The sequence below is a fragment of the Amycolatopsis sp. NPDC043889 genome (assembly GCF_056435645.1).
The window spans coordinates 23,223-44,424 of sequence record NZ_JBWKEC010000028.1 but is presented as its reverse complement, the minus strand read 5'-3'; the positions used below and the strand labels follow the sequence as shown (position 1 = coordinate 44,424).

Below are 21,202 nucleotides of genomic sequence, written 5' to 3'. Positions count from 1 at the left end.
CCGGTCAATCACGCGAAACCGCCGTCCGCGCACCGGCAGTACGTACCTAAGCCGTCCTTACCACTCACGAGTCCAGGTACTCGGCGTAGACGGGTGCCATCCTCGCTTCGGCCCAGTACGCTTCGACCACGGCGGAGATCAGCTCCTCCCGCCGCCCCGCCACGAAGGTCTCCTTGTTCCACGCGAGAATGTGCCTGCGCGGCAACACATCCCCGCGCAGCGGCCGGGGCACGATGCCGTGGTTCCCCGGATCGCAGATCGGTTGCGACAGCCCGACCGCGCCCGCCTTGACCACCAACAGCGCCACCTGCTGCGAAGTCACCTGATGGGTGAACGACGGGCTGAAGCCGTGCCGCGCGCAGGTGTCGGCGAAGTACTTGGTGAACGTGGCCGCCGACGAATCGGACACCATCACCCACGATTCGTCCCGCAGGTCGCGCAGGTCGACGACCTTCTCGCGCGCCAGCGGATGGAACTCCGGCAGCAGGACGAAGGTCGGCTCGGTCACCACCACCGCGGTGTCCACGTTCGCGGGGAGTTCGAGCTCGTATCCCGGATAGTCCTTGACCAGCCCCAATTCCGCGCGCCGCTGGGCCAGCAGTGGCAGCAGCCGTTCGGGGTGGTCGTCGTGCACGACCTGCACTTCGGAGACCTCGGGCCACAATCCCGTCACCAGTGAGGGCAGATGCGCCACCAGCGCGCTGGCCACCGCCACCACCCGGACCACGTCGGGCGGGCCGCTGGGGCAGCCGCGCTGCTCGATGTCTTCGAGCAGTTTGTCCAGCTGTGGCAACAAAGCGGCGGTGCGGCGCAAGAGCAGTTCGCCCATCGGCGTTGGGGTCACACCGCCCTCGCACCGGTCGAACAACCGGTAGCCCAGCATGTTCTCCAGCCGTTTGAGTTGCGCGGAAACCGCGGGCTGGGTGACACCGAGAGCGATCGCGGCCCGGGAAAGGCTTCCCGTGTCCGCGATCGCCCTGATCACCCGCAGGTGGTGGACATCCAGCTGTACGACGTCGAACTCCTTTGTCACGAACGGGTTTTCGACCCGCCGGAAGAAGTCATGGCCGTGGAGGACACCGCGGCCGCGGTCCGTCTGCCGAGAAGAATATACAGGAGAAAAGCACCAAGAACGGAGTTCACGGTGGGGATTCCCCACGGCAGCCAGGCCCCCACCGCCGCTCCGGACGCCCAGCAGATCAGCGCGGAAGGAACCCAGGACGGGCAGGTGGACGGCAGCTCCCCGGACGCGCGGGTGGCGTCCAGCTCCGGTTTCCAGCGCCGGACCACGTAGTACTCGGCGATCACCACCCCGGCCACCGGTGGCGTGAGCACGCCGACCCAGGTCAGGAAGGTGGTGAAGTGGTCGAGGACGCCGATCGCGGAGAGCACCGTGCCGAGACCGCCGAGCAGCAGGGTCGCGGTGGTGCGGTCCAGCCGCCGGGACAGCAGCACCTGCACGGTGTTCACCAGCCCGAGCGAGGACGAATACAGGTTCCAGTCGTTGATCTTCAGGATCGCGGTGACCAGGATCAGCGTGCCGAGCACACCGGACGACGAGGTGATGATCCCGACCACGTCGGCGCTTTTCGCCGCGTGCGCGAGCAGGACCCCGATCAGGCCGATGAGGTACTGGCCGAGGGTGACGCTGACCAGGGTCTGCTTCACCACGTCGGACGCGGTCCGGTTGAACCGGGTCATGTCCGGCGTCATGATCGCGCCCATGATGAACGCGCCCGCCACCAGCGTGGTGCCCTGTGCCAGCGACATGGACGGTCCCGGCGGCGGCTCAGCCAGCAGTGCCGGCAGGGAATGGTCGCCGAGCGCCGAGATGATCGAAAACCCCGCCAGCGCGAGGAAAGCGGGCACCGTCAGATACGCCGTCCAGGCCATCGCGTGGAAGCCGAACACGACGATCGCGGTGACCAGCGCGCCGCCCGCGAGCGCCCACACCCACACCGGCGGGCCGCCCATCAGGGCGTGGAGGCCGTGGGCGAACACGTCGTTCTGCACCCCGAACCAGCCTGCCAGGCTCAAGGTCATCAGGAGACCGACCAGCGAGGACCCGCCGGTGCCGAATCCGGTCCAGCGCGCGAGCACCGACGTCGAAAGCCCCTCGCGGGTGCCGGCGATGCCCATCAGGATGGTGATGACCTCCAGCAATACCGAACCGATCGTGATGGCCAGTACCGCTTCCCAGAACGTCATGCCGAAGCCGAGCACCGCGCCGAGCAGGAACTGGTGGAACGAGGACACCTGACCGAACCGCTGCAACGCGACGGAAATCCAGGAGTAGCGGCGGTCGGCGGGCACCCGGCGAAGGGAGAAGTCGTCGTGTTCCACGGTCACTCCACTCGTTCCGGGACGGCTTGTTCGAGGACGACGAAACCTTGGCCGGGCAGCGGCCGCCACGAGAGTTCGCCGCGGTAGAGCCGTTCGAGAAAGGCGACCCGCTGGTGATAGGCGAACACGGAGCTTTCGACCCCGGCCACCGCGACGGTGCCGACGAACATCGGCAACTCGGCGAGGAAGTACCGGACCGCGCTGCGCAACTGGTCGCGCGTGGGATGTTCGCCCTCGGGCAGCCGCCGGTCCAGCACCCAGCCCGTGGCGCCGAGGCACTGCTCGGCGAACTCCGGATCGGTGGCGAACCGGTGGTGTGCCTCGGAAAGCAGGGCGAGGTACGCGCTGTCGGCTTCGAGCGCCGCGGAATCCAGGATCAAAGTGCGTGGATCCGGCGAACAGACCTGCTCCAGCGCGCGGACGATCTTGTTCCGCGTGTAATTTCCTTGCCGCTGCGCCTTCTGCGCGGCGCGGACCGGGTCGTAGCCGAGCGCTTCGAGGGTGAACGCGGACGGGCCGTCGGGGACGAAGAAATGGAAACCGTGAAAGGCCGACATGGCCCAGCGGGCGAGATCGGCGATACGGTCCACGGTGAAATGGCTGTTGAACGGGCTGACACCCAGGCAAACGTGTTCGGCTCGCGCCAGCGGATCAGCGCAATGCTCCGTGAGCGGCAGTGGTCGCGGCAAGACGGCTCCTGATTCGCGTGATATGCGGGGCGTCGACCGAACGTAGCCACGGCCGGATGGCACGGGTATTGCCACCGAATGTTGTCACCGGGTTATGAGAAATCGGGTGTCTCGACTTTCGGAGGTGCCGGGCGCGAACGGGTCGCGGTATACGAAGTCATGGAGATTCAGGTTCGGCATCTTCGCGTGATCTGTGAGATAGCCGCCTCCGGCAGCCTCAACCGTGCCGCGGCCGGACTGGGACTCGGCCAGCCCGCGCTCAGCCACCAGCTGCGCCGGATCGAGCGGATGGTCGGCGGCCCGTTGTTCCACCGCGACCAGCACGGGGTGCGGCCCACCGAACTCGGCGCCCTGATCCTGCGGCGGGCGCGGGCGATCGTGCTCACCTTCGACGAACTGGAGCACGACTTCCACCGTCAGGAACCGGAGACGGGCGAATCGATCAGGATCGGCTGGAACGACAGCGCCATCACGGGTTCGCTGCTCGGCGGACTGCGCGACCTGCGCCCGGGCGAGCCGTTCCGCACACGCGCGGACACCTCGCGCACGCGGCTGCTCGCGCAGGTCGCGAACCGGGGCATCGACCTCGCGCTGATCATGATCTGCGGCGGGCGCGGCCTCCCGGTGCCGCCGGAAGTGCGGACCCTGACCCTGGTGGAGGAGCCGTCGTTCGTGGCGGTCCCCGCGGAACACCCGCTCGCCGCCGAAGAGGAGATCGAGCTCGCCGAGCTGGCCGGGGAGGACTGGATCGTGTCGAGTGGCGGCGACGGCTGCCGGGTGGTGTTCCGCGAAATGTGTCTCGCGCACGGTTTCGACCCCCGGATCACCCACGACGCCGACCTCGACACCACGCGCGAGGATCTGGTCAGCGGCGGATACGGCGTCGGGCTGATCCAGCCGACCCGGCCGTCGGCGGACGGGCTGGCCATCCGGCCGCTCGTGGGCGCGCCGATGTGCGTGCGGCATGTGCTGGCCTGGCGGGAGGACGGCCGGTGCGCGCCCGGCGTCCCGGAACTCGCCGCTTCGGCGAGGGCCGGATATTGGCGGCTCGCCGGGCGGACGGCGCCGTACCGAGCCTGGTTGCACCGCCACGGCAGGCCGGCCGCCGGATAACCCTTCGGCATGCCGAGGCGGCACTAGAGCGTGTCCCACGAGGCGCCCGACGATGGGAATCGTCAATCACGGTCGCCGAAAGAAGGGGCACCATGCTGCCGTTGATCACCCGTACGGAACTGCTCTCCCGGATGGAGTCCGGATCGGTGGTCGTGGTGGACACGATGCCGGTCGCCTATTTCGCGAAGGAACATCTTCCGGAAGCACGCAACATTCCGGGTTTCCCGTACGAACGGGCCGCCGAATTCACCGACCGCCTGGCACCGATGGTGCTTCCGGACAAGGCCGCCGCGATCGTCGTCTATTGCGCGAACACGCCGTGCCGCAACAGTGAATTCGTCGGGCGGCGGCTGCTGGAGCTCGGGTACACGAACGTCCGCAAATACCGCGAAGGCATCGAAGACTGGGTCGCGAACGGGTTGCCGACCTGGTCTTCATCCTGAAAGGAGATCGTCTTGTCCAAGTGCAAACGGTTCGTCTGCGTGCTGGCCGGTGTGCTGGCGCTCATCACCGGCTTCGGCAGCGGCGTGGCTTCGGCCGCGCCGGCGGCAGAGAACGTGATGACGGTGACTTCGGCCAACTACGCCGAGGTCATGAACATCTCGCGGCAGAAGCTGGTCATCATGGACTTCGGCGCCACCTGGTGCCCGCCGTGCCGCCAGATGAAGCCCGTGATCGAACGGCTCGCCGGTGAATACGGCGGCCGGTTCCTCCTGGGCGAGGTCGACGTCGACCAGAGCCGGGACCTGTCCAGCCGGTACAACATCCGCTACCTCCCGACGCTGGTCGGTGTCCGGAACGCCGCCGAGCTGCCGTCCTCGCGGAACATCGGCTACCCGGGCGAAGCACGGCTGCGCGCCTGGATCGACGCTCAGCTCGCGAAGGGCTGACCGAGGATGTCGGAGAGAAAAGCTTCGACGGCACCGAGGTAGGTCTCCGGTGCTTCGTCGTGCACCACGTGCCCGGCGCCTTGGACGACGATGTGCCGTCCGAGGCCGCCGGGCACGCGTGCGGCCAGCTCGGCCTGCTGGCCGTGCGGCATCGCGGTGCGTTCGCCTTCGATCGCGAGCAGCGGGCATTTCACGCGTTCGACGAACTCCCAGAAGTCGCGCCTGCCCCATTCGGCCGCGATCTCGTACAGGTCCGGGAGGGACGCGATCAGGTGGTAGCCGTCTTCGCGCTCCTCGACGCATTCGATGAAGTAGTCGCCGGTGTCGCCGAAAAATTCGCGAACGTGGGCCAGTGACCGGAACGGGACCGGCCACGATTCGAAGTACCCGCGCCAGGTGTCCACGGTCCGGCCGCGCTGGTCCGGCGCGAAGTCCTCGCAGACCACGGCGCGGACGAGCTCGGGATGGGTGGCCGCGGTGACCCACGCGTGCAGGCCGCCCATCGAATGTCCGATCAGGACCGCGGGTTCGTCGAAGGTCCGCAGCACCGCGGCGACGTCGTCGGCGAACCGCTCGGTGCGCCAGGGCCCGCCACGCGGTCCGCGTCCGTGACCTCGCGCGTCGAGGCCGTGGACACGCCCGTACGGCTGGAGCCTTCGCGCGACCCGCCACCACGTCGTCGCCCTGCCCATCAGCCCGTGCAGAAGGACGATCGGCGGCCCGTCACCGCCGAAAGTGACCAACCCGTCGCGCTGGATCACCACTAAGCTCCCCTCCATGCGCAGCCGTGTCCCCGCCGCCGGTCTGGTACTGGGGGCCGTCTGCGCCCTGATTATCGGCTGCACCGCCGATCCGCCTCCGGCCGCGCCCCCGCCGCCGCCGATGAACCCGGCTCCTGGCGCTTCCGGCGCGGGCGACCCGTACTACCCGATGGACGGGAACGGTGGTTACGACGCGACCGAATACCAGGTGGGTATCACGTACGACCCCGCGAAAGGACGTCTCGACGGCGACACCACGGTGATCGCGAACGCGACACAGGACCTCGATCGATACAACTTGGACTTACGCGGCCTGACCGTGCAATCCGTCGAAGTGGACGGGAAACCGGCGAAGTTCGCGCGCGAGGGCGAATTCGAACTGGTGGTGACGCCCGCCGAGCCGATCCGGAACGGGACCCCCTTCCGCACGAAGGTCGTCTACGGCGGCGACCCGTCGGCGACACCCAAGGCGGGCGGCAGCGAGAACGGCTGGCAGAAGTCGAAGGACGGCGGCGCGTTCATCGTCGGCGAGCCGCATTCGGCGTCGTTCTGGTATCCCGTCAACGAGACCCCGCGCGACAAGGCGATGTTCACCCTCACCGCCCGCGTGCCGGACGGCTGGACCGTCATCTCGAACGGGCGCGAGATCCAGAAGTCCTCGACGAACGGCTGGACCACGGCGTCCTGGCAGGAGCGCACGCCCGTGGCGTCCTATCTGACCACGGTGGCGATCGACAAGTTCACCGTCGACCGGATGGCGCTTCCGGACGGGACCCCGGTGGTCAACGCGTACGCGCCGGGCGCCGAGGACCGGCGCGACACCGGCAGGCGGCTGCCGGAGATCATCGCTTTCCTGAGCTCGAAGTTCGGGCCGTACCCGGTGGACGCGGCGGGCGGCATCTATCTCGACGAGGACATCCATTTCTCGCTGGAGACCCAGACCAGGCCGACCTACGCGAAATGGGCCGACCTGATCACCGTGGTGCACGAAACCGCGCATCAGTGGTTCGGCGATTCGGTGACCCTGAGATCGTGGTCCGACATCTGCCTCAACGAATGCCTCGCGTCGTACGCGCAATGGCTGTGGCAGGAGTCGCGGGACAACGAGAACCTGGACGACCGCTACCGCGCCGCCCTCGAGATCATGCGCGGCAGCCAGGATTTCTGGACACCGAAACTGGTCGACATGGGCGCCGGGCAGGAGTTCCACGGCGTCTACGACAAGGGGATCCTGGCCATCCACGCGCTGCGGCGGAAGATCGGCGAAGGAGCGTTCGGGCGCCTGCTGAAGGAATGGCCTGCCGCGTACCGGAACGCCAACGCCTCCTGGGCGGATTTCGAGGCGTTCACGATCAGGCTTTCGGAGCAGAACCTGCGGCCGTTCTTCGACGCTTGGTTCCACGGCACGACGATCCCGCCGGACGCCGAGCTGCTGCCGGGCACCCTGCGAGGCTGAAAACTCCCGCATTTAGTCCTCTGAATGCAGAGTGCCAGGCCAACGCGGCTGTCCGTGAAGGGCCCCTTCCCTACCCTCAAGGTAGTGAAGGAGGCCTTCACGGCGAGCCGACCTCGCATTGAGTGTCCGTAAGGACCCATTCGGGCGGCGAAATGCCTGATTGATGCCTGTATACGCAGTTCGGTGCGGGGGTCGTGAGTGGTAATGAGGGTTAGAACGCTCTGTCTAACCGTCCTTACCACTCACGACCCCCGCGCAAAGAGGACACCGTCACCGGGCCGGCGTCCCTTATGGACGGTCAAAAGCGCGCCAGGCTACCTACCGCGAGGCCACCACCCCCGCATTTAGTCCTCTAAATGCGGTCAGGCGCCGGGGTAGTCCGGCAGGTCGATGCCGTTCACCACATCCCGCATCTTCCGCGAAGCCAGCGCGGCGAACGGCTTGAGCCGCATCACCCGCATCATCACGTAGCGCATCCGCAGCGCGGTACGCGACTTCGCGAAGATCGACTCCGCGTTCTCCCGCCCCATCTCCTGCGTCTTCTCGACGAACTCGCGCATGACCGCCTCGTAGCGCTTGAGCCCGGTATCGAGACCGGCGGCGAGCTCTCCGGCGAGGACGTACGCTCCGACGAACGCCAGGCTCGTGCCCTGCCCGGAAAGCGGCGAGGGACAGAAAGCGGCGTCACCCAGCAGCCCGACGCGGCCGCGCGACCAGGACTCCATGATCACCTGGGCGCACGAATCGAAGTAGAAGTCGGACGCCTCGTCCATCCGGTCCAGCAGCCAGGGCGCCTCCCACTCCATCCCGGCCGCGAGCTCGCGCACCAGCGCCTTCTGCGCCTCGACGTCGCGATAGTCGTAGTCGATCTTCTCCGAGGCGAACCCGAAGTAGGCCATCGCCTCGTCGCCGTCGCGGACGGCTCGGATCCCGGCGGACCGGCCGACGTCGTCGTAGCCGACGGCCCAGTTCCGCAGGCCCAGCCGATTCGGCACGGTGAAGAACGCCAGGTAAGAGCCCAGATGCCGGACGAACCGGGACTCTTCGCCGAAGGCCAGCGCCCGCACTCCCGAATGCAGCCCGTCCGCCCCGATGACCATGTCGTACGTCCGCCGGGCACCGACGGCGAAGGTGACGTCGACACCGTCGGCCCGCTCGTCCAGCGCGGTGATCCGGTCACCGAAGACGTACTCCGTCGTCTCCTTGGTCGCCTCGTAGAGCACTTCGGTCAGGTCGCCGCGGAGGATCTCGATCTCGGCGACGACGCCGTCACCGTCGAAGTCGTCGGCGCGGATCGTGGCCTTCGTGCGGTTCTCCCGGTCGACGAGCGTCTCGCCCTTCGTGTCCGTGCAGGCGGCGCGGATACGTTCGTCCAGGCCCATCCGGCGCGCGACCTCCTTGGCCGTTCCGCGCAGGTCGACGGCCTGACCGCCGGGGCGCAGCGAAGGCGCGCGCTCCACGACGGTCACCTGGAAGCCGTACCGGGCGAGCCAGAAGGCCAGCGCCGGCCCGGCGACGCTCGCCCCGGAGATGAGGATCTTGGTGTCGGCCACCTTGGGAAGGTCCCACGCATCACATCGCGGCGCAAAAGAGTTTCGTCGTAGGCTGGCGGCATGGCTGTCGTGAAGATCAACGCGATCGAGGTCCCCGAAGGCGCAGGCCCCGAGCTGGAGAAGCGGTTCGCCGCGCGGCTGCACGCCGTCGACAACCAGCCCGGCTTCCTCGGCTTCGAGCTGCTCCGCCCGGTCTCCGGCGAGTCGCGCTACTTCGTCTACACCAAGTGGGAGTCCGAAGAGGCGTATCAGGCGTGGGCGTCCGGCCCGGCGCGTGAGGCGCACGCGGGCGAGCGCGCGAAGCCGGTTTCCACCGGCGCGAACCTGCTGGAATTCGAGGTCGTCCAGGCTTCGAAGCCGGGTGAGTGAGCTCGAACGAGCCGCGGAACTGATCGACGGCGCCGGCGCGCTGCTCGTCTGCGCCGGTGCCGGGATGGGTGTCGACTCCGGCCTGCCCGATTTCCGGGGCGACGAAGGTTTCTGGAAGGCGTATCCGCCGTACGAACGGCTGGGCATCAGCTTCGTCGAGCTCGCCGACCCGCGGCATTTCGCCGAAGACCCCGAGCTGGCCTGGGGTTTCTACGGGCACCGGCTCGCGCTGTACCGCGCCACCGTCCCGCACGACGGGTTCCGTCTCCTGCGGTCCTGGGGAGCGCGCAAACCGGGCGGCACGCGCGCGTTCACGTCCAATGTGGACGGACAGTTCCAGAAGGCGGGCTACCCCCACGTCGCCGAGGCGCACGGGTCCATCCACCATCTGCAGTGCCTCGCCAGGTGCACCAAGGAGATCTGGCCCGCGGACGACGTCGCGGTGCCGGTCGGCGAAGACAGCATGCGCGCGCTCGAACCACTGCCGTCCTGTCCGCGCTGTGGCGGCCTCGCCCGGCCCAACATCCTGATGTTCGGCGACTACGACTGGCTCGGTCAGCGCAGCCAGGCCCAGCTCGACGAGCTGAACACGTGGCGTCGCGCGCATCGCGACCTCGTGGTGGTGGAACTGGGCGCCGGACAGGCCGTGCCGACGGTGCGGCGGTACTCGGAGCTGGCCAGCGCCGCGACCGGCGCGCTGGTCCGGATCAACCCGCGCGAGCCACAGGTCCGGCACGGCCGCGGGGTTTCCCTGGCGAGCAACGGCCTGGAAACACTCGAAGCGCTGGACGCCCTGCTCAGCTAGGGCGGATCCACAGGTCTCGGCCGCCCTTCAGCATCACCCGTCCGTCGTCGAGGGTCACCGCGGCGATGAGCCGGTCGGCGGGGCAGCCGAGCTCACCCCGCTGCCAGCCTCCCTCCGCGACCCACACCACCAGGCACGACCGGTTCGAGGTCTGGGCCCGGTTCCACTCCACGCGGTCGCCGAACAACACCGCTTCGCCCGCCTTGTCGACCGTCCCGCCGAGGATCCGGCCATCCCCGAGGGAAACGATCTCCCAGGCGCCGGGCTCGCCGGCCACGACCAGCGCCCCGGCCGCGGAACCCCCGGCCAGCAGCCATTTCCCGCCCGTCCGGAGCACCGTGGAAAGCCAGAGGTCGCTTCCCCGCACGTGAACCGGCGACACCGTCCAGGTCGCGCCCGCGTCGCCGGAGGCCCACACCCGTACGTCGCCGCCGAGGGCACCGGCCACGAGCACCCGATCGCCGTCGGCCGCGATCGCCGTCGGCGCCCAATGCCCCGGCCTGTCTTGCGGCAACACGATCTCCCGCACGCTGCGACCTTCGTCCCCGGACACCCACGCGATCGGTTCCGACCGGCTCTCACCGGGGAGCTCCCGGAAGCCGATGCCGATCACGTTCCCGCCCGCGCGGGCCAGCGCGACCCCGGTCCTGCCGGGCCCCGGCCGGAACAGCCGCTGGACTTCGGCGACCGGGTCCTGGAGGCCGACGGACCGTGCCTCACCGGGCCGGGCGGCGAAGCCCAGCGCGCTCTTCGCCTCGGCCGGCGGCAACTGCCCCGGGACGCACGCCGCGACCAGCGAAAGCGCGAGCACTCCCCAGAGCTTCTTCATGAGCGGGAAGCCTGCCAGCGGAAGGTCACTTTCCGGGCAGCACGACCTCCGCGTAGACGGCGTCGTGATCGCTGCCCGGCGTTTCCAGCACCTTGAAGTCCGCGATGGCCGTCCGTTTGTCCGCCAGCACGTGGTCGATCGGCACCGGCGGCACCAGTCCGTTCGTCCAGGTCCCCTCCAACGCCTTCCCCAGCTGATCGGCCGCGTCCACGTATCCCCTGGTCAGCAGCTCACGAAAGAGCGCGTGGTCCAGGCCGGCGTTGAAGTCGCCCGCCAGGATCCGGATGTCGTGCTCGGCGTCGGCGTAGGGCAGGTCCTTGGCCTCGTCGACCCACGCGTGCCGGTCCCACATCGGCGCCGCCGGATGGACCGCGACGACCTCGATCCGGACGCCGTCGCCGAGGTCCACGCTCGCGCTGGGCTGCTTGTAGTCCGAATCACCGCTCAGCCTCAGCGGTGTGAGCGGATACCTCGACACCAGCCCAGAGCCCGACGCCCACTCGGCCGGGTTCAGCACGTGATAGGGCAGGACCTGGAACAACCCGGCCCGCTCGAGCCCGGTGATCGCCTCGGGCGTCATCTCGGTCAGGCTCAGGACGTCGACCCGGTGCTCCTTGACGTAGCCGACGATCCGGTCCGGATCGGCCTGTCCGCCGAGCATGTTCGACGCCAGCACGCGCACGTGCTTCCCGTCGAGCGCCTTCTGCTCGTTCGCGAACGCTCGCGGAAGCACCAGAGATCCGATCGTGCAGGTCAGCACCAGCGCGACCACCCCGGTCCACCAGCGGCGGAGCCCCAGCGCGAGGACACCGAGCACCAGCGTCGCGATCCCGGCGTACGGCGTGAGCGCGAGCGCCGCGATCGTGTACGTGTTGCCGTCGTAGCCCACCAGCCGCAACGCCGTCAGCACCGCGAACGGCACGACCGCCGCGACGAGCAGCCCGCTGACCAGCTTCCGCCCGGCACCGTGGGGCACCACGCGTTCTTCGATCACCATGCCGTCGAGTATGCCGATCAAGGACGTCGTGGCGGCCGTCTCCACAACACCTTCACAACCTCCTCACACCGCGTCTACCAGCCCTTATCAGGTCCTGTCAGCCGCTGCCAGCGCGCTGTGCGCGGTCTGCCAGGCGCCGGGTGCACCTTTGTCCGCGGGGCGAGATCCACAGGAGGAAAGCGATGACTCACGCGATCAGGGCCGAGGGCCTGGTCAAACACTATGGGGAGACGAAGGCGCTCGACGGGGTCGATCTGGAGGTCCCCGCGGGCAAGGTGGTCGGGGTGCTGGGGCCGAACGGCGCGGGGAAGACGACCGCCGTCCGGATCCTGGCCACCTTGATCCGGCCGGACCGCGGCCACGCGAGTGTCTTCGGGTACGACGTCGTCAAGAACCCGATGGCGGTCCGGAGCATGATCGGGCTGACCGGGCAGTACGCGTCGGTCGACGAGGACCTTTCCGGTACGGAGAACCTCGTCCTGATCGGCAGGCTCCTGGAGTTCTCGAGGGCGGACGCGAAGAAGCGCGCGGCCGAACTGCTGGAGCGATTCGAGCTGACCGACGCCGCGGGCCGCGCGATCAAGACCTACTCGGGCGGGATGCGGCGGCGGCTCGACCTCGCCGCGAGCCTGGTCGGCCGTCCCAAGGTGCTGTACCTGGACGAGCCGACCACCGGGCTCGACCCGCACGCCCGCAACGAGGTCTGGGCCGTGGTCCGGACGCTGGTCGCCGACGGCACGACGGTGCTGCTCACCACGCAGTACCTGGAGGAGGCCGACCAGCTGGCCGACACGATCACCGTGTTCGACCACGGGCACGTCGTGGCGAACGGCCGGGCCGACGAGCTCAAGCGCCGGACCGGCGGCCAGACGCTGCAGGTGCGGCCGTCCGCGCTCGCCGACCTCGACGCCGTCGAGCGCATCCTGGCCGGGCTCACCGGCGCCCGGCCGCACCGGGACGACGACACCGGGCTGCTCACCGCACCCGTCGCCGACCCGGTCCTGCTGTCCACTTTGGTCCGCAAACTGGACGAGGCCGGGATCACCGCGGACGAGCTGGCGCTGCGGCTGCCGAGCCTCGATGAGGTGTTCCTCGCGCTCACCGGCAGGAAGACCGACGAGTCCACAAAGGACACGACTCCGGAAGGGAGCCTGGTATGACGACCATCGCGGTACCCGCGCCACCACGGCGCGTTTCCCCGTCGAGCAGCGTGCGGCACGGGCTTTCCCTTGCCTGGCGCGGCGTACTGAAGATCCGCAAGAACCCGGAGCAGCTGGCCGACGTCACGCTCGCGCCGATCATCTTCCTGGTCATGTTCGTCTACCTGTTCGGTGGCGCGATCATGGGCAGCACCGAGGGCTACCTCCAGATGATCGTGCCCGGCATCATGGTGTTCAACATCCTCCAGGCCAGCATGACCGTCGGCGTCCAGCTGAACACCGACGTCACCAAGGGCGTGTTCGACCGGTTCCGGGCCATGCCGATCGCGCGGTCCGCGCCGCTGATCGGCGCCGTACTGGCCGACATCGTGCGGTACCTGGTGTGCCTGGTCGTGCTGATGGTCGTCGCGACGATCATGGGCTACCGGATCCAGACCGGGCCCGCCGAGTTCGCGCTGGCGATCGTGCTCGTCATCGCGTTCGCGCTGGCGTTCTGCTGGGCGTCGGTGTTCGTCGGGATGCTGGTGAAGAGCCCGGGCGCGGTGCAGGGCCTGATGTTCGTGGTGCTGATGCCGCTGACCTTCGGCAGCAACGTGTTCGTGCAGACGAACACCATGCCCGGCTGGCTGAAGGCCTGGGCCGACATCAGCCCGGTGACGCAGATGTCCGACGTCCTGCGCGGGCTGATGAACGGCGGGCCGGTCGCCGGGCCGCTGACCGGGGCGCTGATCTGGATGGCGGCCGCGCTGGCGGTCTTCTTCCCGCTCGCCACGTGGGCTTACCGGAAGCGCGTCTGACGGGGGTCAGGGGGAACGCGCGTGAAGGGCTCCTCGCCTCTGCCGGGCGAGGAGCCCTTCTTCACGCGCTCGTTTCCTGACAGATCCAGGCGACCAGGTCCGGACGCGACAGACCGGCGTCCTGGACGAGGAGCTCTTCGTAACGCTCCTCGCCGAAATGCTCGCGAAGGTCGTCGATGAGCTGCCGGATACCGGGTTCCCCGAGGTCCAGCCTGCCGCGCAGCAGCTTCGCCGCGCCGAGCAGCCGGACGGCCGTCTCGGGCTTCCCCTGCCGGAACCGGATCAGGCCGCAGACCTCCACGATCCGGCCCAGGTCGGCCATGTCGCCGCGTTCCGCGGTGGATTTCACGACGATCGCGGCACCGCGCGCGGCCTCGGCCGGCTCTCCGGCGGCCAGCGCGATCTCGGTGTCGATGTACCCGCCGAATTCGTCGCCGAAGAGGCCCGGCATCGGCACCGTCGCCATCCGCTCCCGGAACCGGGCGCCGACCGCGCGCGCCTCGTCGATCCGTCCGGCGCGACTGAGCAGATCGGCCTTGCCCACCAGCACCATCACCGCGAGCTGGTCGTTGCCCGTGTCGATCGCGTAGCGCTCCGCGTCGCGCATCTCGCGCATCGCCGTCTCGAGGTCCCCGGCCCGCGCGTACTCCGTCGCGAGCCGCCAGCGCTGCTGGATCACATCGTCCTGCGATCCCAGCTCGAGCGCGAGGGCGAGACCTCGCCGGTACAGCGCGATCGCGGCCTCGTGATCACCCGACATCGAGATGTCGCTCGCCTTCATGCCCACGGCCATCGCGGTGCCCCAGCGGTCGCCCACGGCTGTGAACCCTTCGTACGCCTTGTCCCTGGCCCTGTCCGCGCCCTCGGGGTCTCCGTCGTCGACGAGAAGGAAACTCCGCGCCCACGACCCCGCCGACCTGGCCCACGGATCCGGGCTCGCCAGCGCCCGCTCGACCTCACGGTGCGCCAGTTCCTTGTTCTGGCTGAAGAAGGCCAGCATGGGCAGGCCGATCGCCAGCCCGGCGAACCGGGTGTGCGCGTTCGTCCGCACACAGTCGTCGATGAGTTCCCGCACGGCCTCGGGATCGCCGACGCCCGGCACCATGCCGGTGATCGCACGCATCGCCCGGAACGCGGCCGCGAAGTCGTCCTCCAGGCGTTCTCCGAAGGTGAGCACTTCGTCGACGAAGGCCTCGCCCCGGTCGCTGTCCCCCTTGACCAGCCAGTACCAGAAGGTGCCGCCGAACAGCCGAGTCGCCATTTCCGCGTCGCCGGCGTCGATGGCTTGCCGGAGCGCCGTCACGATGTTGCCGTGCTCCGCGTCGTACCGTGAGATGGCGACGAGCTGATCCGCCGTCCGCAGCATCGGCTCCAGCCGTTCGACGAGCTGGGCGTAATAGCGGTGATAGGCCTTCGTGAGCTGCTCTCGCTCTTGGGCTTCGTCGAGCCGTTCCGCGGCGTACGCCCGGATGGTCTCCAGCATGCGGTACCGCGGCTCGCCGTGGTCTCCGGCGATGGCGTCCACAATGGACTTCTCGACGAGCGAGCCGAGGACGTACAGGACGTCTTCGGCGGGCAGGCCGTCACCGGCGCAGACGCTTTCGACCGCTTCGACCTCGGCGCCTGCCCCGAAGACCGACAGCCGCCTGGCGAGCACGCGTTCGGCGTCGTCGAGCAGGTCCCAGCTCCACTCGACGACGGCACGCAGCGTGCGCTGCCTCGGCAACGCGGTCCGGCTGCCGGAGGTCAGCAGGCGGAACCGGTCGTCGAGCCGCCGCGAGATCTGCCCGACGGTCATCGACCGCAGCCGCGCGGCGGCCAGTTCCAGCGCCAGCGGCATCCCGTCCAGCCTGCGGCAGATCTGCGCGACCTCGTCCACAGTGGACTCGTCGAGCACGAAGTCCGGGCGGACGGCCACCGCCCGGTCGACGAACAGCCGGATCGCGCCCGCCTCGGCGGCTTGGGAAACGGTCGGCGTGCCTTCCGGGACGGACAGCGGGCCGAGCGGGCACAGCGTCTCGCCGTCGATGGCCAGCGCCTCACGGCTCGTCGCGAGGATGCGCAGAGCCGGCACGCGGCGCAACAGGGTGTTCGCCAGCTCCGCGGCCGCGTCGACCAGATGCTCGCAGTTGTCCAGCACCAACACCGATTCACCGGCGCCGAGCGTCTCCACGGCCCTGGCCAGCGCGTCCACCGGGCGGCGCATCGGATCGCCGCCGTGCGAAAGACCGAGATCCCACAGCTCCAGCGCGGCGAAGACCGCGCCGGGCAGGTCACCCGGGTCGCGAACGCCGGCGAGCGGCACGAACCAGACGCGTCCGCGTGCGTGCGCCGGATGCCGCGTCGCGACCTCGGTGGCCAGCCGCGTCTTCCCGGCGCCGCCCGGCCCGACGAGCGTCACCAGCCGCGCACCCGCGAGAAGCTCGGCGACCAGCTTCAACTCGTCGTCACGGCCGACGAAACTGGTGAGCCGGACCGGGAGATGATCGGTGGCCGCGGGCGGCGGGCCGAGCTCACCGCGCAACGCGGCGAGATGGATCTCCCGGAGTTCGGCCGACGGGTCGACGCCGAGCTGATCGGCCAGCGCCGCCCGGACCTCCTCGTAGACGGCGAGGGCGTCGGACTGGCGATCGGCCGCGCACAGTGCCCGGATCCACAGCCCGGCAAGCCGCTCACGCAACGGGTGCCGCGTGGCGGCCTCCTTGAGATCCGCGAGCACGCGGTCGTGCCCGCCCAGCCGGATCTCCGCCTCGAAACGATCTTCGGCGGCTTCCAGGCGCAGGTCCTCCAGCCGGGTCGCCGGCGCCTGCGCGAACGGGGCATCGAGCACGTCGGACAGCGCCTGACCACGCCAGAGGCCGAGCGCCTCGGCGAGAACCGCGGCCGCACCGGCGTCCCGTCCCGCCGACAGTTCCGCGCGGCCCTCCGCGGCCAGCCGTTCGAAACGGAACACGTCGATGTCCTCGCGGGCGACGTCCAGGCGGTAGCCGCCGGGGCCGGAGTCGAGGGCGACGTCGTCGGCACGCAGGACCTTGCGCAGCCGCGAGACCAGGGACTGCAGCGCGTTCGCCGCGTCGGCGGGCGGCTCCGCACCCCAGAGACCGTCGATGAGGGCCGCCGCCGGGACGGCGCGGCCGGGCTCCAGCGCGAGCCTGGCCAAGAGCATGCGGAGGCGGGCACCGCCGATGTCGACCGGGGTTCCGTCTCCGGCCTCCGCTCCGACCGGGCCCAGCAGCGTCACACGCACGACCCCCAGCTTTCCAGAAGCCGCAAACGGATAGCCCCATAGGCGACGGAAGTGGGGATTATCCGGGCACGAAGGATCTTTCCGGGCGGACGGCCGAGGTCACGGCGCTACGTTCGTGACCGAGTCGCAGCCGATCGACTGGGAGCGTGAATGAGGTACCGGAGTACGGCCGTCATCGCCGCCGTTCTGGCCGCGAGTGTCCTCGGCGGCGGGACCGCTCTCGCCGGCACCGGGCGACCCGGCGCCGACGGCGCGGGCGACAGCTACTACCCGCAGGACGGCAACGGCGGCTACGACGTCGCCGACTACAACCTGAAGATCGGCTACGAGCCCGCCACCAGGCAGCTCACCGGCCTGCAGACGATCACCGGCCGGGCCACCCAGGCGCTGAGCTCGTTCAACCTCGACCTGCACGGGCTGACCGTCGACTCGGTCAAGATCGACGGGCGGAAGGCGGCCTTCACCCGGACCGGTGACCACGAACTCGTGTTCACCCCGGCGCGTCCGCTGCGGAATCACGAGCGGTTCACCGCCGAGGTCGCCTACCACGGTGTCCCGCAGCCGATCGAAGATCCGGCGCTGGGCGAGAACGGCTGGCAGTACGCGAAATCCGGCGGCGCGTTCGTCGCGGGCGAGCCGAAATCCGCGACCACCTGGTACCCGGTCAACGACACCCCGCGCGACAAGGCGACCTTCCACCTCGCCGTCACCGTGCCCTCGGAGTGGGGCGTCATCTCGAACGGCCGCGAGCGCGGGAAGTTCGCTTCGGGGAAGAACACCACGTACGTCTGGGCAGAAGAGACCCCGGCCGTGCCGTACATGACGACGGTCGCGATCGACAAATGGGAGTTCGAGCGGACGAAGCTGTCCGACGGCACCCCGGTCGTCAACGCCTACGCCCCCGGCACCCCCGCGTCGACCAAGCAGGCCGAGGCGCGGCTGCCGGAGATCATCGACTTCCTGGCGTCGAAGTTCGGTCGCTACCCGGTGGACGCGGCGGGCGGCATCTTCCTCGCCGAGCCGATCGGGTTCTCGCTGGAGACCCTGAGCAGGCCGATCTACTCGGGTGCGGCGGGCAACATCCCGACGATCGTGCACGAGAACGCCCACCAGTGGTGGGGCGACTCGGTCGCCGTCGACAAGTGGAAGGACGTCTGCCTCAACGAATGCTTCGCCTCGTACGCGGAATGGCTGTGGTCGGAGGCGAAGTCGGGCCAGGACCTCAAGGCGCGTTACCTGACCGCCGTGCAGAAGGCGACGGACCGCTTCTGGGCCGGGAAGCTGTATGACATGGGGCCCGGCAACGAGTTCACGTACGTCTACTCGAAGGGCCCGGTGGCGCTGCACGCGCTGAAGAACTACATCGGCGCGGCGTCGTTCGACCGCGTCCTGAAGACGTGGCCCGCCATCCACCGCGACGGCAACGCGAGCCTGCCGGAGTTCCGGAAATTCGCCGAACGCGTCGCGCACAAGGACCTCCAGGGCTTCTTCGACGCGTGGTTCTACGGCGACACCAAACCGGCGCCCGAGTTCCTCTACCCGGGGGACCTCAAGCCGGCCGCCTGACCGTCGTCACACGTTAGGGTGAGGGCATGACGTCCGTGCTCCTCACCGGTTTCGAACCGTTCGGCGGTGAGCGGGTGAACCCGTCGTGGCAGGCGGTTTCCCTGCTCACCGGACGGCGGCACGACACCGTCGCCGTCGAACTGCCGTGCGTGTTCTCGCGTTCGCTGGTCACCTTGCGCGACGCGATCGACGAATACCGGCCGGAACTGGTGATCTGCGTCGGGCAGGCGGGCGGACGCCCCGACGTCACCCCGGAACGGGTCGCGATCAACCTGATCGACGCCCGCATCCCGGACAACGCGGGCTCACAGCCCGTCGACGTCCCGGTGATCCCCGGTGGGCCCAACGCGTACTTCACCACGCTGCCGGTGAAGGCGTGCGTCACGGGGATCAAGGACGCGGGACTTCCGGCGTCGGTCTCGCACACCGCCGGGACCTACGTGTGCAACCAGGTCTTCTACGGTCTGATGCACTTGCTGGACAACGACTTCCCCGGGGTGCGCGGCGGTTTCGTGCACGTGCCGTACACGCCGGAGCAGGCCGCGCGGACGACCGCGCCGAGCCTGGCCGTGCACCGCGCGGCGGAAGCGCTGGAGATCATCGTGGAGACCTCGCTTTCGGTGACCGAGGATCTTTCGACCCCGGCGGGCACCCTGCACTGATCAAGGTTCGGCCTTCGGAAATGTCAGGGCTTGAGCTGCGCCGTGAAGAACTCGACCATCTCCGCGGTCGTCCGCGCGGAGCCGTCGCTGCGGGTCGAGACGAGCATCGCGCTCAACGGCGCGTCTTCGGTCCCGAAGAGCACGATGCCGCTTCGCGCGCCCACACCCGCCAAGTAGCGCCCCCGGAGACCGTCTGCCGCCCAGGTGCCCTCGGCGGGCTTGCCCTTGGTCATCCGCTGCCGGACACCGTCCTCCAGGCCGGTCATCGCGATGCCCTGGTAGTAGTTGATCGCGTTCGACCCCTTGCCGTCCTTGAACACGCAGGTGACCGCCGACGCCGCGCCCACCGTGGCGGCCGCGTCCGGCGCGTCCCGGCAGTCGTCCCGCCGCGGGATGACGGCGGCGATCCGGCGGAGACAGTCCGTGAACCCCTGCGCGTCCTTGTCCCCCGGCTGAGCACAGCTGACCGGTTTCGCCGGCGCCGGTCCGGCGACCGGCTCGTCTCCGCCGCCGCTGAGCAGGACGACCGTCGTCACGATCGCCGCGAGAGCGAGCACGATGACGCCGTAGGCCGTGGGCTTCCGCCAGTTCCGGCCCGGTGGGGGCGCGGGCGGTGTCCAGCGCGGCGGCTGCGGGCGCCGCGGCGGCTGTTGCTGCACGGGCTGCTGCCGCACTGGCGGCGCGACCGGCGCGAAGGCGGGCACGGTCAGCTGGGAATCCTCGCCACCGGCCGGCACGTGGAGCAGCCCGAACGCGACCGCCGTCTCCGGCTGGTCCTGCGTCGTCGGCGCGATCCTGAGCTGATTCGCCAGCAGGCTCGCCAGCAACGGCATCCGGCTCGGCCCGCCGACGAGGTAGACGCCACCGAGGCGGTCCGGGGACAGCCCGGCACGGCGGATCGTGGTGGCCAGCAGCTCGGCGCTGCGGAGGAAACTCGGCCGGACGAGCGCCTCGAGCTCCGTCCGCGTCACCCGCACGTCGCCGAACGGCTCCGGCATCGGTATCTCGGTCTGCTGGTGGCGGGACAGGCTTTCCTTGGCGTCACGGACGTCCTGCAGCAACGACCGGCGCGTCCGGCGGTCGCTGACCGACTGGGGACGCAGGATCCGTTGCCAGCGCGCGGGTTCGGAATGCGAAACCTCGCGGCCGATGTGCACCAGCAGCGCCTGGTCGATGTCGAGACTGCCGAGGTCGGGCAGACCGTCCTCGGCCAGCACGGCGAACCCCTGTGCGCTGACACCGACCACCGCGCAGTCGAAGGTGCCCGCCCCGAGGTCGTACACCGCGATCGGACCGGGCGGCCGGTGACCGTTGCCGAGTGAGGCGTAATGCGCGGCGGCGGCGACCGGCTCGGGAATGAGCGTCGTCGTACCGAAACCGGCCTTGAGCGCGGCGTCGCGGAGGATCTGCTTGCGATCCGGGCCCCAGCCCGCGGGATGCGAGATGCGCACCTGCGCGGGCGGACGCTGGAGGAGCAGCTCGGCCTCTTCGCCGACCCGGCGCAGGACCGCGGCGAAGGCGTCGGCGATGGGGAGCGAGACGTCACCGAGCTGGAGGGCACCCTCGTCGATGCGCCGCTTCGGATTCGCCTCGAACCGGCTCGGATCCAGCCGGGCCCGGCGTTCGGCGTCACGACCGACGAAGACCGTGCCGTCCTTGTCTGCGTAGATCGCGGACGACATCGTCACCGACCCGTCGATCTCGACGACCTGCGTCCCCCTGCCGTGGATCGAAAGCACCCCCACCGTGCTGGAGGTACCGAAATCGATCGCCAGAACGTCCACCTGACCCCCTCCCGGACCCGAGGGCATCGTCTCACGCCCCTTGATCACGCGAGTTCCGCCTCTGATCACGCGAGTTACGTGCCTGATCACGCGAGTTCGCCCTCCACGCACGCAGGCGCTCGGTCCGGAAGGTCGAACTCACGTGCTTGGACACGTAACTCACGTGCGTGGACACGTAACT

The 21,202-nt window shown here is 69.4% G+C and carries 19 protein-coding genes; 10 read left to right on the top strand and 9 right to left on the bottom strand.

The window, feature by feature from the left end:
• Window positions 1–64 precede the first annotated feature (64 nt).
• The 3 genes from AC0685_RS34180 to AC0685_RS34170 are packed head-to-tail and all read right to left on the bottom strand — an operon-like array spanning window position 65 to window position 3,032.
• Complete coding sequence (locus AC0685_RS34180) at window positions 65–1,033, bottom strand: LysR family transcriptional regulator (protein ID WP_478229278.1); 969 nt, start codon at window positions 1,031–1,033, stop codon at window positions 65–67.
• The gene (locus tag AC0685_RS34175) at window positions 1,030–2,343 is read right to left on the bottom strand and encodes a purine-cytosine permease family protein (protein WP_478229277.1); all 1,314 of its coding nucleotides are present in this window, start codon (window positions 2,341–2,343) and stop codon (window positions 1,030–1,032) included. The genes AC0685_RS34180 and AC0685_RS34175 overlap by 4 nt, the downstream gene beginning before the upstream one ends.
• A 2-nt stretch (window positions 2,344–2,345) precedes the next feature.
• Window positions 2,346–3,032, bottom strand: coding sequence for a tRNA-dependent cyclodipeptide synthase (locus tag AC0685_RS34170; protein ID WP_478229276.1), 687 nt, complete (start codon window positions 3,030–3,032; stop codon window positions 2,346–2,348).
• Between the two features lie 186 nt (window positions 3,033–3,218).
• Here AC0685_RS34170 and AC0685_RS34165 point away from each other — a divergent pair, with 186 nt between their 5' ends.
• From AC0685_RS34165 to AC0685_RS34155, 3 genes are all read left to right on the top strand, one after another.
• A complete protein-coding gene (locus AC0685_RS34165; protein ID WP_478229275.1) occupies window positions 3,219–4,145 on the top strand; it encodes a LysR family transcriptional regulator in 927 nt (308 codons plus the stop codon).
• 92 nt (window positions 4,146–4,237) lie between these two features.
• Entirely contained in the window at window positions 4,238–4,588 is a 351-nt protein-coding gene (locus tag AC0685_RS34160) for a rhodanese-like domain-containing protein (RefSeq protein WP_478229274.1), read from the top strand.
• Between the two features lie 12 nt (window positions 4,589–4,600).
• Window positions 4,601–5,035: a thioredoxin family protein gene (locus tag AC0685_RS34155; RefSeq protein WP_478229273.1), complete on the top strand. Its 435-nt coding sequence runs from the start codon at window positions 4,601–4,603 to the stop codon at window positions 5,033–5,035.
• On the opposite strand, the gene AC0685_RS34150 is transcribed toward AC0685_RS34155, so the two are convergent.
• The gene (locus AC0685_RS34150; RefSeq protein WP_478229272.1) at window positions 5,017–5,814 is read right to left on the bottom strand and encodes an alpha/beta fold hydrolase; all 798 of its coding nucleotides are present in this window, start codon (window positions 5,812–5,814) and stop codon (window positions 5,017–5,019) included. The genes AC0685_RS34155 and AC0685_RS34150 overlap by 19 nt on opposite strands.
• Here AC0685_RS34150 and AC0685_RS34145 point away from each other — a divergent pair.
• Window positions 5,813–7,252: a M1 family metallopeptidase gene (locus tag AC0685_RS34145; protein WP_478229271.1), complete on the top strand. Its 1,440-nt coding sequence runs from the start codon at window positions 5,813–5,815 to the stop codon at window positions 7,250–7,252. The genes AC0685_RS34150 and AC0685_RS34145 overlap by 2 nt on opposite strands.
• A gap of 362 nt (window positions 7,253–7,614) precedes the next feature.
• Here the strand turns inward: AC0685_RS34145 and AC0685_RS34140 are convergent, their stop codons facing one another.
• Window positions 7,615–8,805, bottom strand: a complete 1,191-nt coding sequence (locus AC0685_RS34140; protein ID WP_478229270.1) for an FAD-dependent monooxygenase — start codon at window positions 8,803–8,805, stop codon at window positions 7,615–7,617.
• 60 nt (window positions 8,806–8,865) lie between these two features.
• Between AC0685_RS34140 and AC0685_RS34135 the strand changes: the two genes are divergently transcribed.
• Window positions 8,866–9,174, top strand: a complete 309-nt coding sequence (locus AC0685_RS34135; protein ID WP_016337748.1) for an antibiotic biosynthesis monooxygenase family protein — start codon at window positions 8,866–8,868, stop codon at window positions 9,172–9,174.
• On the top strand, window positions 9,167–9,979 hold the full coding sequence (locus AC0685_RS34130) for an SIR2 family NAD-dependent protein deacylase (protein WP_478229269.1): 813 nt from the start codon (window positions 9,167–9,169) through the stop codon (window positions 9,977–9,979). The genes AC0685_RS34135 and AC0685_RS34130 overlap by 8 nt, the downstream gene beginning before the upstream one ends.
• Here AC0685_RS34130 and AC0685_RS34125 read toward each other — a convergent pair.
• Window positions 9,972–10,808, bottom strand: a complete 837-nt coding sequence (locus AC0685_RS34125) for a hypothetical protein (protein WP_478229268.1) — start codon at window positions 10,806–10,808, stop codon at window positions 9,972–9,974. The genes AC0685_RS34130 and AC0685_RS34125 overlap by 8 nt on opposite strands.
• A 25-nt stretch (window positions 10,809–10,833) precedes the next feature.
• The gene (locus AC0685_RS34120) at window positions 10,834–11,850 is read right to left on the bottom strand and encodes an endonuclease/exonuclease/phosphatase family protein (RefSeq protein ID WP_478229267.1); all 1,017 of its coding nucleotides are present in this window, start codon (window positions 11,848–11,850) and stop codon (window positions 10,834–10,836) included.
• Window positions 11,851–11,987: 137 nt separating this feature from the next.
• Here AC0685_RS34120 and AC0685_RS34115 point away from each other — a divergent pair, with 137 nt between their 5' ends.
• Both AC0685_RS34115 and AC0685_RS34110 read left to right on the top strand, forming a co-directional pair.
• Window positions 11,988–12,965, top strand: a complete 978-nt coding sequence (locus AC0685_RS34115; RefSeq protein WP_478229266.1) for an ATP-binding cassette domain-containing protein — start codon at window positions 11,988–11,990, stop codon at window positions 12,963–12,965.
• Window positions 12,962–13,762, top strand: coding sequence for an ABC transporter permease (locus tag AC0685_RS34110; RefSeq protein ID WP_478229265.1), 801 nt, complete (start codon window positions 12,962–12,964; stop codon window positions 13,760–13,762). Before AC0685_RS34115 ends, AC0685_RS34110 begins: the two co-directional genes overlap by 4 nt.
• Before the next feature lie 61 nt (window positions 13,763–13,823).
• On the opposite strand, the gene AC0685_RS34105 is transcribed toward AC0685_RS34110, so the two are convergent.
• Window positions 13,824–17,009, bottom strand: coding sequence for an AfsR/SARP family transcriptional regulator (locus AC0685_RS34105; protein ID WP_478229264.1), 3,186 nt, complete (start codon window positions 17,007–17,009; stop codon window positions 13,824–13,826).
• Window positions 17,010–17,159: 150 nt separating this feature from the next.
• Between AC0685_RS34105 and AC0685_RS34100 the strand changes: the two genes are divergently transcribed.
• Together AC0685_RS34100 and pcp are read left to right on the top strand one after the other, a co-directional pair.
• Window positions 17,160–18,575 (top strand): M1 family metallopeptidase, encoded by a 1,416-nt coding sequence (locus AC0685_RS34100; RefSeq protein ID WP_478229263.1) that lies wholly within the window; start codon window positions 17,160–17,162, stop codon window positions 18,573–18,575.
• 26 nt (window positions 18,576–18,601) lie between these two features.
• On the top strand, window positions 18,602–19,237 hold the full coding sequence (gene pcp, locus AC0685_RS34095) for a pyroglutamyl-peptidase I (RefSeq protein ID WP_340685372.1): 636 nt from the start codon (window positions 18,602–18,604) through the stop codon (window positions 19,235–19,237).
• Window positions 19,238–19,260: 23 nt separating this feature from the next.
• On the opposite strand, the gene AC0685_RS34090 is transcribed toward pcp, so the two are convergent.
• A complete protein-coding gene (locus AC0685_RS34090; protein ID WP_478229262.1) occupies window positions 19,261–21,021 on the bottom strand; it encodes an Hsp70 family protein in 1,761 nt (586 codons plus the stop codon).
• Window positions 21,022–21,202: the final 181 nt, after the last annotated feature.

Excerpts from the sequence above, each read along its gene's own strand:
- AC0685_RS34115 (WP_478229266.1), top strand. The coding sequence starts at position 11,988 with ATGACTCACGCGATCAGGGCCGAGGGCCTGGTCAAACACTATGGGGAG.
- pcp (WP_340685372.1), top strand. The coding sequence starts at position 18,602 with ATGACGTCCGTGCTCCTCACCGGTTTCGAACCGTTCGGCGGTGAGCGG.
- AC0685_RS34150 (WP_478229272.1), bottom strand. The coding sequence starts at position 5,814 with ATGGAGGGGAGCTTAGTGGTGATCCAGCGCGACGGGTTGGTCACTTTC.
- AC0685_RS34145 (WP_478229271.1), top strand. The coding sequence starts at position 5,813 with ATGCGCAGCCGTGTCCCCGCCGCCGGTCTGGTACTGGGGGCCGTCTGC.
- AC0685_RS34125 (WP_478229268.1), bottom strand. The coding sequence starts at position 10,808 with ATGAAGAAGCTCTGGGGAGTGCTCGCGCTTTCGCTGGTCGCGGCGTGC.
- AC0685_RS34110 (WP_478229265.1), top strand. The coding sequence starts at position 12,962 with ATGACGACCATCGCGGTACCCGCGCCACCACGGCGCGTTTCCCCGTCG.
- AC0685_RS34135 (WP_016337748.1), top strand. The coding sequence starts at position 8,866 with ATGGCTGTCGTGAAGATCAACGCGATCGAGGTCCCCGAAGGCGCAGGC.
- AC0685_RS34100 (WP_478229263.1), top strand. The coding sequence starts at position 17,160 with ATGAGGTACCGGAGTACGGCCGTCATCGCCGCCGTTCTGGCCGCGAGT.
- AC0685_RS34160 (WP_478229274.1), top strand. The coding sequence starts at position 4,238 with ATGCTGCCGTTGATCACCCGTACGGAACTGCTCTCCCGGATGGAGTCC.